At 39.1% G+C, this 19,146-nt stretch carries 15 protein-coding genes; 4 read left to right on the top strand and 11 right to left on the bottom strand.

The window, feature by feature from the left end; all coding sequences use genetic code 11:
- Complete coding sequence (locus IGI37_RS02160) at window positions 1-2,718, bottom strand: glycoside hydrolase family 65 protein (RefSeq protein WP_438759758.1); 2,718 nt, start codon at window positions 2,716-2,718, stop codon at window positions 1-3.
- A 337-nt stretch (window positions 2,719-3,055) separates the two neighbouring features.
- Between IGI37_RS02160 and treP the strand changes: the two genes are divergently transcribed.
- Window positions 3,056-5,065 (top strand): PTS system trehalose-specific EIIBC component, encoded by a 2,010-nt coding sequence (treP, locus tag IGI37_RS02155; protein WP_438759757.1) that lies wholly within the window; start codon window positions 3,056-3,058, stop codon window positions 5,063-5,065.
- Between the two features lie 77 nt (window positions 5,066-5,142).
- On the opposite strand, the gene IGI37_RS02150 is transcribed toward treP, so the two are convergent.
- The 5 genes from IGI37_RS02150 to IGI37_RS02130 all read right to left on the bottom strand — a co-directional run bounded on the left by IGI37_RS02150 (window position 5,143) and on the right by IGI37_RS02130 (window position 11,743).
- Window positions 5,143-5,700: a Maf family protein gene (locus IGI37_RS02150; RefSeq protein ID WP_438759756.1), complete on the bottom strand. Its 558-nt coding sequence runs from the start codon at window positions 5,698-5,700 to the stop codon at window positions 5,143-5,145.
- Between the two features lie 120 nt (window positions 5,701-5,820).
- Window positions 5,821-7,965 (bottom strand): DNA mismatch repair endonuclease MutL, encoded by a 2,145-nt coding sequence (gene mutL / locus IGI37_RS02145; RefSeq protein WP_438759755.1) that lies wholly within the window; start codon window positions 7,963-7,965, stop codon window positions 5,821-5,823.
- 15 nt (window positions 7,966-7,980) lie between these two features.
- Window positions 7,981-10,533 (bottom strand): DNA mismatch repair protein MutS, encoded by a 2,553-nt coding sequence (gene mutS / locus IGI37_RS02140; RefSeq protein ID WP_438763563.1) that lies wholly within the window; start codon window positions 10,531-10,533, stop codon window positions 7,981-7,983.
- Window positions 10,534-10,546: 13 nt separating this feature from the next.
- A complete protein-coding gene (locus IGI37_RS02135) occupies window positions 10,547-10,933 on the bottom strand; it encodes a YlbF family regulator (protein ID WP_438759754.1) in 387 nt (128 codons plus the stop codon).
- A gap of 12 nt (window positions 10,934-10,945) precedes the next feature.
- Window positions 10,946-11,743 (bottom strand): TIGR00282 family metallophosphoesterase, encoded by a 798-nt coding sequence (locus tag IGI37_RS02130; protein WP_438759753.1) that lies wholly within the window; start codon window positions 11,741-11,743, stop codon window positions 10,946-10,948.
- Between the two features lie 322 nt (window positions 11,744-12,065).
- Between IGI37_RS02130 and IGI37_RS02125 the strand changes: the two genes are divergently transcribed.
- Window positions 12,066-13,223 (top strand): hypothetical protein, encoded by a 1,158-nt coding sequence (locus tag IGI37_RS02125; protein WP_438759752.1) that lies wholly within the window; start codon window positions 12,066-12,068, stop codon window positions 13,221-13,223.
- Between the two features lie 126 nt (window positions 13,224-13,349).
- Here IGI37_RS02125 and IGI37_RS02120 read toward each other — a convergent pair whose 3' ends face one another.
- From IGI37_RS02120 to IGI37_RS02110, 3 genes are all read right to left on the bottom strand, one after another.
- Window positions 13,350-14,126: a Cof-type HAD-IIB family hydrolase gene (locus IGI37_RS02120; RefSeq protein ID WP_438759751.1), complete on the bottom strand. Its 777-nt coding sequence runs from the start codon at window positions 14,124-14,126 to the stop codon at window positions 13,350-13,352.
- Between the two features lie 62 nt (window positions 14,127-14,188).
- Entirely contained in the window at window positions 14,189-14,827 is a 639-nt protein-coding gene (locus IGI37_RS02115; RefSeq protein WP_438759750.1) for a DNA alkylation repair protein, read from the bottom strand.
- Between the two features lie 57 nt (window positions 14,828-14,884).
- Window positions 14,885-15,682, bottom strand: a complete 798-nt coding sequence (locus IGI37_RS02110) for a formate/nitrite transporter family protein (RefSeq protein ID WP_438759749.1) — start codon at window positions 15,680-15,682, stop codon at window positions 14,885-14,887.
- Window positions 15,683-16,026: 344 nt separating this feature from the next.
- Between IGI37_RS02110 and rpsD the strand changes: the two genes are divergently transcribed.
- On the top strand, window positions 16,027-16,638 hold the full coding sequence (gene rpsD, locus IGI37_RS02105; protein WP_438759748.1) for a 30S ribosomal protein S4: 612 nt from the start codon (window positions 16,027-16,029) through the stop codon (window positions 16,636-16,638).
- A 106-nt stretch (window positions 16,639-16,744) separates the two neighbouring features.
- Here rpsD and IGI37_RS02100 read toward each other — a convergent pair whose 3' ends face one another.
- On the bottom strand, window positions 16,745-17,902 hold the full coding sequence (locus IGI37_RS02100) for a tyrosine-type recombinase/integrase (protein WP_438759747.1): 1,158 nt from the start codon (window positions 17,900-17,902) through the stop codon (window positions 16,745-16,747).
- A gap of 44 nt (window positions 17,903-17,946) precedes the next feature.
- Window positions 17,947-18,477 (bottom strand): helix-turn-helix transcriptional regulator, encoded by a 531-nt coding sequence (locus IGI37_RS02095; RefSeq protein ID WP_438759746.1) that lies wholly within the window; start codon window positions 18,475-18,477, stop codon window positions 17,947-17,949.
- A 191-nt stretch (window positions 18,478-18,668) separates the two neighbouring features.
- Between IGI37_RS02095 and IGI37_RS02090 the strand changes: the two genes are divergently transcribed.
- Window positions 18,669-18,932 (top strand): DNA-binding protein, encoded by a 264-nt coding sequence (locus IGI37_RS02090; RefSeq protein WP_438759745.1) that lies wholly within the window; start codon window positions 18,669-18,671, stop codon window positions 18,930-18,932.
- Window positions 18,933-19,146 lie beyond the last annotated feature (214 nt).

Below are 19,146 nucleotides of genomic sequence, written 5' to 3'. Positions count from 1 at the left end.
TTATGCTCCTAACGTAATTGGTGTTTTTTGTGCTGGTAGAAGATGAATCAATCGTCCGTTTACGGTAATATCCACCGCTTGACTCGCTTCAACAATCAGTTCTGTTTTGGTTATCATTAACGAAAAATGAATGCCCCTAATCGTCAATTTGAATGCTAACTCATGCCATTGCTCAGGCAGACGCGGCTGAATGTGAATCGTTTCTTGTCGAATATCGATACCGGCAAAAGTCGTTAATGTGCTGAATAAGGTTGCCGCCATCACGCCTGCATGAATCCCTTCTGCGGTTGTTCCACCTTGAATATCTCGGTAGTCAGACCGTAACGCTTCTTGATAAAGAGTCAAAGAAAGTTCTTTGTCTTCAACGATTGAGGCCAACTGCGAATGTACAATCCGAGAAAGCGTTGAACCATGAGACGTTCGAGCCAAGTAATACGCAAGGTTCTTCTCCACATAATCTTCGGGTAATTGATAGTCTAGCTCCGTTAGAATTTGGTCAACACGCGACTTATGCAAATTATAGAAAATCATTAAACTATCGGCTTGTTTTGCAACTTTAAACTCATCTGCTGAGCGCCCTTCTGCTTTCAAAATACGATCCATCCGATAAATATTGCCGTATTTTTCTTTATAGTAAGTCCAATCCACTTCCTCAAGTTCAAAATAGCCTTCGAACTGAGCGATAATCCCCTCTGAATTGATTTCTAAATGAAGCGCTTGTTTGATTTGTGTCATTTTTGCTAAATCATTTTCAGTCAAAGAAACTTTTTGTTGAATGTTCGATAAGACTTCTTTATCATAGCCTTGATAAATTTTAGTGATTTCTTCAAACAGCCACACAACCATCATATTCGTGTAGGCATTATCCTTTAAGCCACCCGTTTGCGCCTCTGGATAGGCTTCATGAAACTCATCTGGTCCCATGACTCCCGCAATTGAGTATCGTTTCGTTGTTTCATCAAACGCTGCCTTACTTAGCCAAAACTTGGCAATTTCAAGTAATAACTCGATGCCATATTCCGCCATAAACTCCGTATCATTAGTGTTATTCACATACAGCCAAACATTATAAGCAACCGCTAGAGAGACGTGTCGTTGCAAGCGGCTATGGTCTTCACTCCACTCTCCTGTGATAGGATTCAAATGAAGTTCTTGCGACTGCTCACTTCCATCCAAGCCCGATTGCCACGGGTACATCGCCCCTTCATGCCCTGCTTCTTTAGCTGCTGTTTTTGCGGCTTCCAATCTGCGGTAACGATACATCAATAATTGTTTTGCTGTTTCCGGAAAATGAATGATATAAAATGGTAAAATAAACAGTTCATCCCAAAAGATATGTCCCCGATAGGCTTCTCCATGCAATCCTCGTGCCGTAATCGATGCATCCAAATGAGGATTAGCAATGGGAGACCCTGAAACAAGCATATGATACGTATGCAGGTGGAGCATTTTTTCAGACATGACGTCTCCTGAAACTTTAATTTCTGCTTGCTGCCACAGCTTGCTCCAAGCCTTTGCAGAAGCTTGTTTAATTTGTTCAAAATCGGCTTCAAAACAAGGTGATACTCGATCTGCTTGTTGGTCCTGATAAACGGAAACAATCTTTTCTAACTGAATTGGTTGATCTTTTTCAACAGTCACTGAAATTCTTTGTTTTAGACTGGTTGCCGTTTGTTCAGCGACCAAATTTTCTAAAGAAACGGATGAGCTTTTTAGTTCGGCTTGTTGAAAAATAGGTAGCTTCGATTGTTTTGTTTGTGCAAGCAATCGACTAATCGGACCTTCACTCTCAATAGAAAGCACATCTAAGTGGTCTTTCGTTAGGCTTCGGTAACGCGCCACATTATAATTATAGCCACCACCATCCGCACAACTAATCACATCAATTTCACCCGAAAAATTGAGTGGCGTCACTTGATAAGCTATTGCGTAAATGTGCATATCCGCCATGCTGACTACTTTTTGCGTGACCACTTCAAGCTCTTTTTTTGTCTCTGTCACAAAATGCGTACGACTTGTAAAGAGACCTGTTCGCATATCAAGGGTCCGTTCAATTGATTGAACCTGTTGTTCAGAAAAGATAAGCTCTTCCCCATCTACAACCACTGTCAGTCCTTGCATGTTTGGTGCATTAACAAAATCTTCATTCTTAATTTCTTTTCCAGACACCTCAGAAACAGCCGTATTATACAACCCTGCCAGATAAGTGGCTGGGTAATGCTCCTCACTAATCCGCATTTCAGGCGTTGTTCCTCTTAAGCCAATAAACCCATTTCCTGTAGTCAACAATGACTCAACCGCATATTCATCTTTTCCTGGTTGATAGCCATAGTAACGAAGAACCCAGCTCATTTGTTCCTGTTCTTTTTCTATAGCTTCTTCTACAGAGGCACAGTCTTCAACCTCCACATCAAAAATAACCGGACAATTCCACTCCTCGCTTAACTCTTTTCGGAAAATTTGGAGAGATTGGGGAATTTTTGTTTGAGTTTGATTTCCCGTCTCCCCCTCTATTTCTTCCATTGAGGCCCTTGAAGTAAGTTCAATCATCCCACTCGTTTCATTAGGAAACTCCTTCAAGATTTTCTCTGCTAGCTGGGCAGCCGCTTCTTTTGTAAGGGCTCCTGTAAAATACAGTTCGCTTTTCCCTTCTCCGTCTCTATCTTTGTCTTTATCACTAATCGCCCACTCATTTTCTACTCGTCTTATGGTTAGCATTTTTGACACCTCTCTCAACTTGTCTATACATGTTACCGTGAGTATAAATGATTCTGAAGGCTATTTCAAGAGTTATCGATTGATTTTATCATTTTTATTCGTCTGAGGTCGTTCCATCTTTCTCAAAAGAATTTATATTTCAATCCTCTATTTTCAAAATATGAAACTTTTTTCACGACTTTTTTTCGAACTATTTATAGAAGGTTTTTTTTTACGTAATAAAAATAATTAAAAACATTTTGTAAAACGCTTGCATTTTCTCTCGCTCAAAGGTATGATAAAACCGAATTAATTAACTTGTATACACAAGTTGAAAAAACGAAAGGGGTAAACTACTATGGGTAAGTATCAAACAGACGCCGAGAAGCTGTTAAAAGAAGTCGGCGGAAAAGAGAATATCGCTGCCGTCAGCCATTGTGCAACCAGAATGCGTTTTGTATTAAATGACCTAAACCTCGCAAATGAAAAAGCAATTGAAGAGATTCCTAGCGTTAAAGGGATGTTTACAAATGCTGGACAGTTTCAAGTCATTATTGGTAACGATGTTTCTGTCTTTTATAATGATTTTGTTGCTGTTTCAGGGGTTGAAGGGGTTTCTAAAGATCAAAGTAAGGCTCTTGCCAAACAAAATCTGAATCCTATTCAGCGAGCGATTGCTGTACTGGCTGAAATTTTTACACCATTGATTCCTGCGATTATTGTTGGTGGATTAATTCTTGGTTTCCGAAATGTTTTAGAAGGAATTCAATTTGGGGGCTCAACAATTGTTGAAAAATCAGTCTTTTGGAATGGCGTGAATGGTTTCTTATGGCTACCAGGAGAAGCAATTTTCCACTTCTTGCCAGTCGGAATCACGTGGAGTATTGCCAAAAAGATGGGTACGACACAAATTTTAGGAATTATTTTAGGGATTACTTTAGTATCACCGCAATTATTAAACGCTTATGATGTCGCTGGTACTGCTGCTGCTGATATCCCAGTTTGGGACTTTGGTTTTGCACAAATTCAAATGATTGGTTACCAAGCACAAGTTATTCCTGCCATGCTTGCTGGATTCTTGCTTGCTTATCTGGAAATTTTCTTCCGAAGAGTTATTCCACAAGCTATTTCAATGATTTTTGTTCCTCTGTTTTCACTCGTACCAACGATTCTTGCAGCTCACGTAATTTTAGGCCCTATCGGTTGGACGATTGGTAATTGGATTTCAACTATTGTAAATGCTGGTTTAACCTCTTCTGTTAATTGGTTATTCAGTGCTGTCTTCGGTTTCCTCTATGCGCCATTGGTTATTACTGGACTCCATCATATGACCAATGCTATCGATATGCAATTAATCGCGGACTTCAAATCAACCAATTTGTGGCCTATGATTGCCTTATCTAATATTGCACAAGGATCAGCGGTCTTGGCAGTCATCTTCTTACATCGTGGCAATGAAAAAGAAGAACAAGTGTCTATTCCAGCCATGATTTCTTGTTATTTAGGAGTAACCGAACCGGCAATGTTTGGAATTAACTTAAAATACGTGTATCCCTTTGTCGCGGCTATGATTGGTTCCGGAATTGCCGGCATGTTCTCAACCTTGATGGGTATCCGAGCGAATGCAATTGGTGTTGGTGGTTTGCCAGGGCTTCTAGCAATTAACTCAACTATCGGTGGTGGTTGGTTAGCTTACATACTAGCCATGGTCATTGCTGTAGTGATTCCGTTTATCTTAACTGTTATTTTTAGACGTCAAGGAATCTTAAACAAACTAGACCCAGTCGATGGATCAGCTGCCCTATATACACCCGAATTAGAACCTACTTTAGCTGGTGTTGGTACGTCAACTATGACTGAATCAGCCGCTACAGTATCTGAAACGTCTACTACAACATCGACACAGACAAAAACGGAAATGTATTTCTCACCGGCAGATGGGACAATCATCCCTATCACAGAAGTCAAAGATCCTGTCTTTTCTCAAAAGATGATGGGTGACGGTTACGCGGTTCAACCTGCAAGTCATGCAGTCTACTCACCAGTAGAAGGAAAAATCACCAATATTTTTGACACAAAACACGCGATTGGTATTTTGACACCTGGCGGAATTGAAGTCTTGGTTCACATGGGCTTAGACACTGTCGAATTAAAAGGCGAACCTTTTACTGTTCATGTCAAAGACAACCAAACCGTGACACTAGATACTCTACTTGCTGAAATGAACGTGGAGGCAGTAAAAAATGCTGGAAAAGAAACAGACATTATCGTAGCCTTAACAAATAATGATAAGGTCAAAGAATTCAGACTGGACACAACAGGTCTAGTCAATCATGCACAAAAAATCGGCGAGGCAGACGTCAAATAAAGGTGTACAAAAAGAAGAAGAGTTTGGGACTGCATGTTATGTCCCAAACTCTTCCTTTTGTCTGATTAAGTCTTCTCTTATAGATTCATCTCTTTTAACATTCGATAAACCACACCTATCGGGAAACCAACAATGCTATAGAAGTCCCCTTCCACTCTTTTTACAAAGACACCAGCAGTTCCTTGAATACCATACCCTCCAGCTTTATCCGCATAATCCCCGACCTCTAAATAACGATTGATTTCCTCATCCGTCAAATCAAAAAAGGTCACTTCAGCGGGTACAGTTTGTCTGCAGACTTGTTCACCATGTCTTAAAACAACTGCTGTATAAACGTTCTGTTTACGGCCACTCATTCTTTTTAACATACCAAATGCCTCATCACGAGAAGTTGGTTTGCCAAGAATCTCATTATCTAGGGCAACAATCGTATCACAGGCAATAACTAACGCATCCGCATGATTTTTGGCAATCTCTTCCGCTTTTAACTCAGCCATTCGAGCCACATATTCTTTGGGTCTATCAGCTTCATTGATTGTTTCATCAATATCTGCCGGCATGACTTCAAACGAGTCAACTAACTGTCCCAACAACTCTTTTCTTCGTGGCGACTGTGAAGCAAGAATAATTTTCATTGGTTCTTCTCTTCATTATTCACAGGAATAACTCTTTCTTTTTATCATTTTTCATAAACAGTGGGAATTATTTCTCGAAGTTAAACACTTCCCAACCTCTTTCTTTAACAATCATTAATTTTAATGTGGGTCTTGAATTCGTTTAAACATTCGTTCCATATCAGAATTCGTAAAATGAATCAAGACAGGTCGCCCATGCGGACAGTTAAAAGGATTTTCACAGGTCTTCAAATCTTCCAATAAAACACGCGCTTGCGCTTCATTTAAGTAATGGTTGGCTTTGATTGACCGTTTACAGCTCATCATAATCGCGGTTGCTTCGCGGAATTTTTTCACACTCACGCTCCCTGTAGTTAAAAGCATATCAACCATTTCACGGATAATGTTCTCTTCTTGCCCCAAAGGATACCAAGCGGGGTGAGAACGTACAATAAAACTATTTTGACCAAAGTCTTCTAGATGAATACCGACCTCTTCCAATAGCTCTCTTTGCTCTTTTAATTTTAAAGCATCACTATTGGGATAATCTAAAATAAAGGGCACTAACAGCTCCTGCAAGTCATCACTAACCTCGCCAATTTTTTCACGGAAATATTCATACTTAATCCGTTCCTGTGCGGCGTGCTGATCGATGATATACAGACCTTCCTTACTTTGAGCAAACAAATAGGTCCCATGCATCTGACCAAAGTAGTCCAACTCAGGAAATCGTTGGGTTGGTTTCTCATTTTCCAGTTTTTTGATTGCTTGCGCTAACTCACGATCATTCGTGCCTTCATGAAAGTCAAATTCAGGGTGTTGATAACTTTCAGAAACTTCGGGAAATTCTTCTAAGTTCGGTCCAACGAATTCGCTATTCTGTGGATTACCTCCATAGTTATCCACAACTTTTCCTTTTCTATCCACAAAGTTATCGACAGCTTTTTCCACATTTTGTTCGTTTTTCTGTTGATTTTCCAGCGTTTCTGAAGATTGATCCTCAGCCACAAAAAGTTTTTCCCTAGTTTCCACAAAGTTATCCACTGGTTTATCCACACCTGTAGAAATCTCTCTTTGAACGGGAGTATCTGTGTTTGCGAACTCACTTTGTTGTGCGTCCTCTTTCGCCACAAAAAAATCCCCCGTTTCTCGATCAAAAGCTAAACTTCCGGGTATCCGCTTGGTTGGAACTGTTTCTGACTGCTCTTGTACTAAATCAATTTCTAATTGCTCAACTTTAGGCTGATCGGCAATTTTCTTTTTAAAGCGTAAATTATCGGCTGCACTAGGAATTAAATTTTTTTCTTGCAAGGCTTCTTGAATTGCTTCAGAAAGTAAACTCATTAGCTCCTTTTCTTTAGACAGACGAACTTCCTGTTTGGTTGGGTGAACATTTACATCCACCAATAAAGGGTCCATCTCAATCTCAATCACCGCAAGTGGAAAACGTCCAACCATTAATTTCGAACCATAGCCCGTAACAATCGCTTTGTTTAAAGCAAAGTTCTTGATGTAACGACCATTAATAATTGTTGAGAGATAGTTACGGCTCGCACGGGTAACTTCTGGCAAGGAAACATACCCCTTAATCTTAAAATCTAAATCCTCGGCATGAATCTCTAGCATTTTTTTTGCTGTAGCTAAGCCATAGATACCGGCAATTGTCTGCTTTAAATCGCCATTTCCAGCAGTATTGAGCATCCGATTTCCATCATGAACCAAACGAAAAGCAATGTTTGGATGACTCAAGGCCAATCGATTGACGATATCGCCTACATTCGCTAACTCTGTTTGAATCGTTTTGACATATTTCAAACGCGCTGGTGTGTTAAAAAACAAATTACGAATGGTAATTTTGGTTCCTTGGCGTAAAGCCGCCGCTGTGTGAACTTCAACGGATCCCCCTTTTAATGAAACATAGGAGCCTTGTTCTGCCCCTTGCACAGCAGTCTCGATTTCTAATTCTGAGACAGAAGCGATACTAGGCAATGCTTCTCCTCGAAAGCCCAACGTCCGAATACGAAACAAGTCATCACGACTATGAATCTTACTAGTTGCATGACGTTTGAAGGCATTTAGCACATCCTCTTCTGCGATTCCTTCTCCGTTATCCACCACTTGAATGGTCTTTAACCCAGCTTCTTCGATCAAAATATCAATCTGTGTTCCCCCGGCATCAATCGCATTTTCAACTAATTCTTTGACCACAGAAGCAGGGCGTTCGACCACTTCTCCTGCTGCGATCTGATTGGCTAAACGTTCTGATAATTCTTGGATTTTTCCCATGGTCTCTCCTTCTTTCTAGATTCGTTTTTGAAGGTCATACAATGTATTTAATGCGTCCATTGGTGTCATCTCTAATAAATTCAGCTTTTTGAGCGTATCCACTACGCCAATTTCTTCTGTGGATATCTCTGTAAAGAGTGACAGCTGTTGGCTATCCTCTTCTTCGTCTCTCGCGCTCTCAGGTAAAATACTTTGGCTATGACTTTGACTATGGCTACCTTCTTCCAAAGCTTTAAGAATCGTTGCCGCTCGCGACAATAAATTAGTAGGTAAGCCCGCAATTTTTGCTACATGAATGCCGTAACTTTTATCTGCTGGACCATCCATCATCTTATGCAAGAAGACAACCTCACCGTCTTTTTCAACCGCACCAACATGGACATTTTTCAAATGAGACAAGGCCTCATCTAAAACCGTCAACTCGTGATAATGTGTAGAGAAGAGCGTTTTGGCGCGCACTTCTTTATGGATATATTCAATAATTGCCTGTGCTAATGCCATCCCATCATAAGTTGCGGTTCCTCGCCCTAACTCGTCAAACAAAATCAAACTGTTAGGCGTTGCATGACGTAACGCTTGATTAGCTTCCATCATTTCCACCATAAAGGTACTCTGACCAGCAATCAAATCGTCACTTGCGCCAATACGTGTAAATATCCGATCAAAAATCGGTAGTTCCGCTGATTCTGCAGGAACAAAACAGCCCATTTGTGCCATCACCACCGTTAAGGCAAGCTGACGCATATAAGTACTTTTCCCAGACATATTCGGCCCAGTAATCAATTGGATCATTTCATCTGGATTCATATGCACACTGTTTGGAATATATTCTTGATGCCCTAAAACTTTCTCAACAACTGGGTGTCGACCTTCAATAATTTGTAGATTTTTTCCATTACTCTTCATTTCTGGTCGAATATATTGATACTGTTCACTGATGGTCGCAAAGCTTTGCAGCACATCAACCGCGCTCAAGGATTTAGCTAATTTTTGCAAGCGAGAAATCGCCTTTTTCACTTCTTCGCGCACCCCTAAAAACAGCTGATACTCAAGGTCAACGGATTTTTCTTCCGCCTCTAAAATCTGCGTCTCCAACTCTTTTAACTCAGGCGTAATAAAACGTTCAGCATTTGCTAAGGTTTGTTTTCGATCGTATTTGCCTTCTTCAAGGTTAGCCAAATTTGATTTGGTGATTTCAATATAATAACCAAATACGCGATTGAATCCGACTTTCAAATTCTTAATTCCCGTCTCTGCACGTTCTCTTGCTTCAAGCTCAGCCAACCACTGCTTGCCGTTTTTCATCGCTTCTCGATAAGCATCTAGCTGCTCGTTGAACCCATCATTAATCACATTGCCTTCTGTAATCTGCAAAGGGGCTTCTTCACGAATCGCTCGGTTAATTAGTTCAACTAGCTCATTCATTGGTTCCATGTCCAATAACAAATCATTCCATTGCCCTTGGTTAATCCCTGCAATCAACTCACGAATCATCGGCACTTGTTCTAATGAAGTTTTCAACTGAATCAAATCACGACCATTCACATTTCCAAATGCCACTCGACCGGCTAAGCGTTCCAAATCATAAACCTTAGTTAAAGCACCTTGAATGTCAATTCGCTCAAAGTAGGCCGCAATTAACGAAGCAACCATCTCTTGTCGGACAAAAATCTGTTTCTGTTGAATTAACGGACGATCCAACCACTGTTTTAACAAACGCCCGCCCATCGCCGTCTTGGTCTCATCCAACAACCATAATAACGTTCCATGCTTTTTGCCAGTACGAATAGATTGACTTAGCTCCAAGTTGAATTTTGAATAAAAGTCCATTTTCAAGAAATGGTCTGGCTGATATTCTTGGGCTTTTTGAATGTGATCCAAGCCACGTTTTTGTGTCACAGAAAGATAAGTTAGGAGCTTTCCGGTAACTTCTTTTTCTAAAGGATTAGTTAATTCACTAGTTAAAAAGCTAAACTCCGCATTTTCTACAGCTTCATCTTGCTTGGAAAAAACCAGACCCAAACGATCATGTAATTGTTTTTCAAGAGACTCAGAAAGTGAACTCCCCAAAACAATTTCTTTGGTTTGTAAGGCCGAAGCTTCGTTTAGCACCGCCTCTTCATCTGTTAAAACAGCTGTTTTCAGTTCGCCGGTACTCAAATCAACATAGGCAAAACCAAACCCTTCCGTCGAAGAAACAACAGCTGTTAAAAAGTTGTTTTCTTTGGCAGACAAACCTTTACTATCCATCACGGTTCCGGGTGTGACTAATTGAACAACCTCACGCTTGACCATACCTTTAGTCGTTTTCGGGTCCTCCACCTGTTCACAGATAGCAACCTTATAGCCTTTTTCGATTAATGTATCAATGTAACCTTGCGCCGCATGATGAGGCACTCCGCACATGGGAATCGGGTCATCGGCATTTCGGTTACGACTCGTTAAGGTTAGCTCCAAAATTTGTGCCGCTTTTTCGGCATCTTCATAAAACAATTCATAGAAATCCCCCAAACGATAGAATAAAAAAGCATCCGGGTATTGAGCCTTGATGCTTAAATATTGTTCCATCATTGGAGTATTTTTAGTCTTTTGAGGCATAAATTGACTCCCCCTCTATTTCTTTATTCACTCTTCGTTGAATGTAATCCGTCAAATGTTGAACCAAATCATTGGCTTCCACCAACTGTTCTCGATACGCTAAAACTAACGGATGTTGATTGAATTCCTCTGTTAGTCTCGCGGCTTCCTTAATCGCTACACGCTCCGCTTCAGGCTTATCATAATGAGCAAATTGAACGGCCTCTTTTTGAGATTGTTTGATTTGTTCAACTAGCGTGGCCAAATGTTCATTTTTTTCTACCCGTTCTTTAAGCGCTTGATATTGCTGAATGATTTCATTGTCGGCTAACAGCTCACTCAATTTATCTAAAGCCGCTTGCACGGCTGCTTCTTTTTCTAACGCGTCCATAATTACTCCTTTTTATTCGGAAAATGGTCGATCTTCACTAATTTGAATAGGTACAATCGAAGTCGCTTTTCCAGTCTGCTCATCAATATCAATCACACAAGCAGATAAAAGCGCACGACCTTGTTCAACCACTTCAAAACGTTGAGGTAAGGTTGTGATAAAGCGTTCGATTATGGCTTCTCGTTTCATTCCAAGAATTCCGTCATAAGGGCCTGTCATTCCAACATCACTTAAAAAAGCAGTGCCGTTTGGTAAAATGCGTGCATCGTTGGTTTGAACATGTGTATGCGTCCCCACAACAGCCGATACCTGGCCGTCTAAAAACCAGCCCATTGCTTGTTTTTCACTCGTTGTTTCGCCATGAAAATCAACAAAAACAAACGGCGTCCGATCTCTTGCGATATTGACCAGCTCTTCCGCTTTCTTAAACGGATCATCAATCGCTGTCATAAAGGTTCTCGCTTGTAAATTAATTACCGCAAGCTCAATAGCATTGACCTTTACAAAAACCATCCCTTGTCCAGGTGTTTCTTCTGGAAAATTGGCAGGGCGAATCATCTTCTTGGCCTCATCAATAAATTCAAAAATATCCCGATTATCCCAAGTATGATTTCCGAGTGTGACCACATCCACACCATCTTGTAGGAATTTTTTATAAATCTTCCCCGTAATACCACGACCAGAAGCCGCGTTTTCCCCATTCGCAATCGTCACTTGTGGACGGTATTTCTTTTTCATTTTTGGTAGGTAATCAGTCACCATTTGACGACCCATAGAACCTACAACATCTCCAATAAATAGTAAACGCACACTATTTCCTCTTTTCTATTCACATCTTGTTCTATTATAGTTGTTTTTTGAAAGAAAGAAAAGCCAAGGCAGCAAAGCGTTAGAGAAAGTGGGGAAGAAAAACTATTCTGAAGGAAACGACCGATGCCTGCTCCTTGAATTCATTGAATATCTCTATCCCTGACTTATCTGTCTGATTTTTAGAATAGCTCGCAAAAAATAACGGTATAGATAAGCTATTCTCTACTCATCTAGGTATTCCATAACGAGAAAGGGCATTCAAAACATTCAAACTTCATGTTATAATAAGAGGAATTATTTTAATTAGGAGGGTATGTGTTTTATGGGTGAAATTATTTTGTTACTGGGAGTATTAGGAGTTATTGGTAGTCTAGGCGTTTTGGCATTTTCCTTCTTTCGCAAATTACCAAAAAAAATTCCGGGCATTGCTTTAGCCGCTAGCGCGATTGTTTTAGTTGTCGGCGCAATAACAAGTCCTGCACCATTGACGCTTTCTGTTGATGCCGTTGAGATAACAACTGACAATCAAGGAACAGCGACTATCAAGGGAGAGGTAAGTGAAGAGGCCAAACTTACTTTGGATGGTCAAGAAATCAAAAATAAAAAAGGAACGTTCTCAGAAACCGTCCAATTGGATAGTGAAAGCGAACATACCTATGTTTTAAAAGCCACCATTGAAAAAGAAATCAAGGATGAAAAAATCGTTGTAACACCTTCAAAAGAATTTGTGGCCATGTTACAAGAAGAACGAAAAGAAAAAGAAGCCTTAGAAAAAGCCGAAACTGCATTGGCTCTTGCAGAGTCTGAACCAAACCAGGTCAATTACGACGAGGCAGCAACACTTATTGAATCATTAAGCAAAACCTATGACGACCATGAGAAACGATTAACAACGGTTAAAGAGAATATTGATATTCATCAAGCCGTTGAAACTGCGGAAAAAAGTCTTGCGCGAAAAGACTTTGATGAAGCAAAAAAACAAGTAGAGTTAGCAAGTTTAAATAAAAAAGACTTAGTTGGACGCATCGCATCACTTCAACCAAAAGTAGAGGAAAAAGAAACCAAAGACAAACTCTATGCTGAGGCAACAAAGGCTGTCGAAGCCGCAGAAAAGACGCCATCTAATGATGCGTGTCGTTCTGCTTCTGAGGCACTTGCGAAATTACCAGCAAAAGACGACGGCCTCACCAAACGTGTCGCTGCCGTACAGCAAACAGTCAAACAAAAAGAAGAACAGGCACTAAAAGAAAAACAAGAACAAGAAAAAAGAGAAAAAGAGCAGCTTGCTCAAGCCGAACAAGAACGCCAACGACAAGAAGAACAAGCTGCAGCGGCTGCTAACCAAGCAGAAGAGCGAGTGATGGTCACCCGAACAGGAAAGAAATACCATACTCACAAATGTGGGAACGGTGACTATTACGAAGCGACTCTTTCAGAAGCCCTAAACCGAGGCTTAACCGCATGTTCTAAATGTTTTTAAGCTCTTAAACCAAAAGCGGTCAACTCCCTTTCAAACTTGGGAGTTGACCGCTTTATATGCTGATGCGCTTCAGAAATTTCTACTAGCACTCACTTAAATCTTCTATCATTAGATTAGATTCCATTTTTAGATCACTTTTAATTCTTTTAATGCTTTCCAAATGCCATCATTGTCATTGGTATCTGTAACGAGTTTTGCCTCTGCTTGAATTTCAGGCTTAGCATTGCCCATCGCTATCCCCATACCAAATGAACGAAGCATTTCACGATCGTTCTCTCCGTCACCAAACGTCACAACATCTTCTTTAGCAATACCGACTTTTGATGCTAAGTTTAAAATTGTTGTAGCTTTTGAGCCATTATATGGGACCACATCCACACTATTTTCATGCCAGCGAACAAACCGAATTTTTTTATATTTATCGGAAAAACGATTGTCAAACGACTGATCATAAAATGCCAATGCTTGATAAACCTCTTCCTCTTCAACAAAAAATTGATCTAACTTAGGCAATGATGCGCCAAAAGATTTCATCGCCTCATCCATCTTAGCTATATTAATTGAGGTGGAGCGTCTTGACGTATCTAAGCCTACATAAGCCGTATCAATCTCCAGCTCATTAGCTTCTTCAACAAATGTTGACAACTCGTTGCGGTCTAACAAATTTTGATAGACTTGTTGATGATTTAGAAACCCCGCCGCTCCATTACATAATATATAGTTATTAAACGCTAAGTCTCTCAATACGTCTTGCGCATGAAAACGACTTCTACCTGTCGCAACCGTGACTAAATGTCCTTTTTCTCGTAGAATCTCTAACGCTTCTCTTGTGCTATCTAGCGCCTCTTTGTTACTATTCAGCAACGTTCCATCAATATCAAAGGCAAATAATTTTCGTTTCATAAACTAACTCCGTCTCTCTTTCTTATCCATACTTATTTGTTGTCAATGTTTAGGTTTGGGTACTATAAATGCTTACTCGCTTCTCGCACAGCAAGCGGGCTCAGTATTTCTTCTGCTAAAAACTCGATTACCCACGTAGCATCTGTTTTAGTATATTCTCTTAACGCCCAACCAATTGCTTTTTGAATAAAGAACTCATCTGTATACTTATCATAAAGAATGGCTTTTTTCAATAAGTCAAGATTGGTCTGCTCCTTATATTTCAACTGCAAATTAAGCGCTATTCGTCGATACCAAAAATTCTCATGACCATAAAACCAATCATAGACAGTTGAAAGTTCAGAGGGATTAAGCTTGACCCACTCACTATAGACCTTGCGCCATGCATCAATACTGTCCCACCAGCTCTTTTCCCCTAATAAAAGAAGGAGCGCCTCCATAAATTCTAACGATAGACGTTTGACATTTTTTGAAGCCAAGTCAATCGCATAATATTGATACTCTCGTTCCACTTTTTGATAATTTTCTTGAATCGTCTGCAATAATTCAGGCAGAGACCAAGTTAAGCTTGCTTTTAAATAGGCCTTTTCCAAGTCTCGTTGCTCAGGCTTTGGAACGCCGGCAAAAGGAAAATGATTTTTCATATACTTTTCCATAGGAACTGCTTGTTCAGGATTACGTGGAAAAATTAAAGGGTTCATTTGATCTTCCTCCAAAACAGAAAAAAGTGGTGCACAAACACACACCACTTTCGCTGATTAATCTACATAATTTGATTTTGAATTGTTTAGCCACGCATAACCAAGACCCATCACTAAACCACCACCAATATAATTTCCGATTAAAGCGAAAACCAGATTGTGGGCAACACTTCCTACAGTCATTGCAGCAAGACCACCGTTTGAGGCAGCATAGACTAACGTGAATGCCGGAAAATTGGCAATCACGTGTTCGTATCCCAAGAAGGCAAAGATAAAGATAATAAACACAATCGCAGCAATTTTCCCTGCATCATCCTTCATTCTCATACTCACTAACACAGCCGTATTTACCACAATATTAGCAAATATTCCTTCAACCAAAATTTGAATCGTTGACTTACCTAATTTTGCAGCGATTCCTTCATACATATAATTATCCATGGGTAAATTTTGGAAAGGTGCCGTTAACGACACAAGATAACCAAAAACAACCCCACCGATTAAGTTAAATAAAATACACGTAAATAAAATCTTAGCAGCCATCGATAAATTAATTTTCTTACGATAAACACCTACCGTCATATAAAGCATATTAGAGGTTCCTAATTCTGCGTTCATATATAAAATCATAACAAGCGACCAACTAAACATAAAGGCGTAAAGAATTTTTCCTAAACCATGGACCATTGACTCAGCTTTCATCGCAATAGCAAATGCAATCGCCGTACCTAATGTTAAAAACAAACAAGCCAACATAGCACGAACGGCATAGCGGGCATAACTATTTTCGATTAGATTAACTTTCTTTTCTATAGAAGAATCAATCTTTTCAAATAAGGGTGACACTGGGTTCATGTTTTTATCTCCTTTTCTATAACACAAAGCTTCAGTTATATTTTAAAGAGGAAACCTTAATTTGTAAAGTTTTTTTTGAAAACTGACAATTTTTTCTGAAAAAATAGTGGTTGATTTACACCAGAAATCACTTGACTTTCTTTCGAAAAATGACGTATACTAATGATTGTGTAAAATAATGCAGCAGAAGAATAATAGCTCGTCCCCAGTTTGTTGCCCCGTTTAGGGTTCAATTAGTAACCACGGCTGCAAAAGGTGAAGATTGAAGAACAAACTGTACGAATATGAATTGTTCAACGGATTATTTTACTCCAAAAAAACTTATTTTATTGGAGGAACTTTAAATGTCTCGTTATACTGGCCCATCTTGGAAAGTATCACGTCGTCTAGGAATCTCTCTATCAGGAACTGGTAAAGAACTAGAACGTCGCCCATATGCACCTGGTCAACACGGACCAAATAGCCGTGGAAAATTATCTGAATACGGTATGCAAATGGCTGAAAAACAAAAATTACGTCACACTTATGGAATGAACGAACGTCAATTCCGTAACCTTTTTGTAAAAGCTAGCAAAATTAAAGAAGGTAAACACGGGGTTAACTTCATCATCTTACTAGAACAACGTTTAGATAACGTTGTTTACCGCCTAGGTTTAGCAACTACTCGTCGTCAAGCACGTCAATTAGTTAACCATGGTCACGTAATGGTTGATGGAAAACGCGTTGATATTCCTTCATACCACGTAGAAGTAGGTCAAGTGGTCTCTATCCGTGAAAAATCTAAAAACGTTGTAACAATTAAAGAAGCAGTTGAAGCGGTTGTTGGTCGTCCAGCATTCGTAAGCTTTGACACTGAAAAGTTGGAAGGATCATTAACTCGTTTACCAGAGCGTGACGAATTACATCCTGAAATCGACGAATCTCTAATCGTTGAATTCTACAACAAAAAACTTTAAGATGTTTTACGAAGCACTCAAATCCTTTTATATCAAGGGTTTGGGTGTTTTTTCATTTCTAAAAAAGCAATAAAATCGGGTTTGACTTAGTTTTTGACTTAGTTGCCTATTCAGTTAAATAATCCATCAACGTATCTACCGTCTTTTGACTGATGTCTTCTCCAACATGAGTATAGGTATCCAATGTTGTTTTAATACTAGAATGCCCTAGTCGAATTTGAACTTCTTTAGCAGTTGCCTTACTCTCGAATAAAAGAGTTGCATGCGTATGGCGCAACCCATGCGTATTGATATCGGGTAACTCTGCACTTTTAGTGATTCTTTTCAACATATCATAAATACTTCCATTATGGAGGACCTTGCCATTCCTCGAAAGAAATATATGAGAGGTATCTTTTCTCTCAACAGTAGTGAAATAATCCTCTTGCTTCTTTCTAAATGAGGATAACCTTTCTATTGTGTCTTCATCTATTATGACCACTCGATTAGATGCTACATTTTTTGGTGTTCCGACTACCCAACCTTCATCGGTAAAGGTAAATGTCTTTGTAATCGATACTGTATGTTTCTCGAAATCTATGTCTGACCAATTCAAAGCTGTACATTCACCTATCCTCATTCCTGATTGAGCCAATAGTCGAAATACTATCTTCTGAACTTCATTAATATAATGTCCTTCTAAATGATCCAGATAGTCATAAAGTTTTTTTAATTCCTCTTTCGTAAGATAATTACGTCCTCTCTTTCTTTTCACCACTTTGGGTTTTATAACATACTCTGTTGGGTCATCCTGTAGCAGTCCTATACTCACTCCATAGCGGATAATTTTCGATACAATTTGTAAGATTTGATGATAATATTTTGTACCGTTTTCAGCCATAAAACCATCATAATATTTTTGCAATGATAATACATTCATATCTTTTAGCTTTGTTTCTCCTAGACCTGGTAATACATAGTTTGTAATTTTCTTACGTGTTCCTCGATAAGTGGACTCTTTCACTCCTTTTCTATATTGAGGTAACCACAAATCATATAAATCCTTAAAGGTATTTATCGGTTTTTCCGTTTTCTTTTTTTCCTCTGGATTAAACTCATATAGTAACTTGGAGTATTTATTTTTTACTTCTGTTTTTGTTCTTCCGCGAATATTGGTAATCTTTTGTGTACCGTCATAATAAGTACCTATATAGGCATTTTTACAAATAAATCTCTTATCACCTTTTTTAGTCTTATATTCTTTTATTTTCTTTGTAATATCCATTTCTAAAACTCTCCTTATATGTGTGGGGCACATAGGAAAGCAAATTAATTATTTTTTGTTGTGTTTGATGTTTGTTGAATAAACGCTAAATCTTTTGCTACTCTTTCAATTTCTTCTAATGGTAGCGTGTCAAAGATTGGGGGATCAATCAATGGTTTACCCGTGTCATCAAAAAGCAACTCTCCTTGATCGTCATATCGTTTACGTGGCGTAAAGTAGCTATTAATATATTCTAGTGACTGAGCTATCTGGCTTAGTTCATCTAACTTATAACGGTCTAATATCTTCGTAAGATTAAATATGTTTTGAACTTTCTGATCGTACGTATCGATTCTATCCAAAATAGTTGTCGTTTCAGAGACCGCTATTTCTTTTGGCGTACCAAATAATTGGATAGGTGTTGCATGAAAAACTTGAGCAATCTTTTCCATAGTTTCAAACGTTGGGTAACGATTCCCTCGCTCAATATTTGAAATTGTTTGCTTTTGAACACCGATTTTCTCTGCTAATTCTGTTTGTGACAGATTAAATTCTTTTCTCAATCGTGCAATATTTCCACCGAAATTTTCTATCATATTCCTCACCTCGAGTTTATCATAATCCTTTATTACGAAATTTTCAAGCAAAAGATAATCTTTAAGCGTTACAAAAAATACTAAAAAAACTATTTGACATTATTTTCCATTAGCGTTATTATGTTGTCATAAGATACTTATAGATATATTTGTAATGTTATTAGTTTCCTAGAAAGAAAGGAGATGAATATATGTCGAAAGTCGAACGCTCTTTATTGGATTGGCAAAAAGAAAACGTGGAGAATTGCTTTACGATGATCAAACAAGCCATCGAAGATGCACGTGAAGAACATGATATTGTTAAGCAAAAGTATTGTGCTGAATATTTTGATATCAGTGTGAATACATTAAAAGATTGGGTAACCCATGGCTGCCCAGAAATACGATTGGACTCAGGAATGGTTTTATATAGCAAGCGAGCAATTCATGAATGGTTATTAAGTTTTCAACAATAGTGGAAAATAAAAGATGTGTGGGGCACTAGAAGGAGCGAATGTGATAAATGATGAGTTGGAGGATAAAAATAAAAAGAGAAAAATCATCTCAATTGGCGTCTCTTTGCGGAGGGGTTCGCACAAGCGAATGCCCCTTCGTAAAGAGTTCGCCTATCCATGAGTGAGCAACGCTCACTCATGGATGTATCCCCTATATCTAACAGGGGGGTACAAA

The sequence above is a fragment of the Enterococcus sp. AZ194 genome (genome assembly GCF_051713825.1).
GTDB lineage: Bacteria > Bacillota > Bacilli > Lactobacillales > Enterococcaceae > Enterococcus_K.
This window is presented reverse-complemented; position numbering and strand designations above follow the sequence as displayed.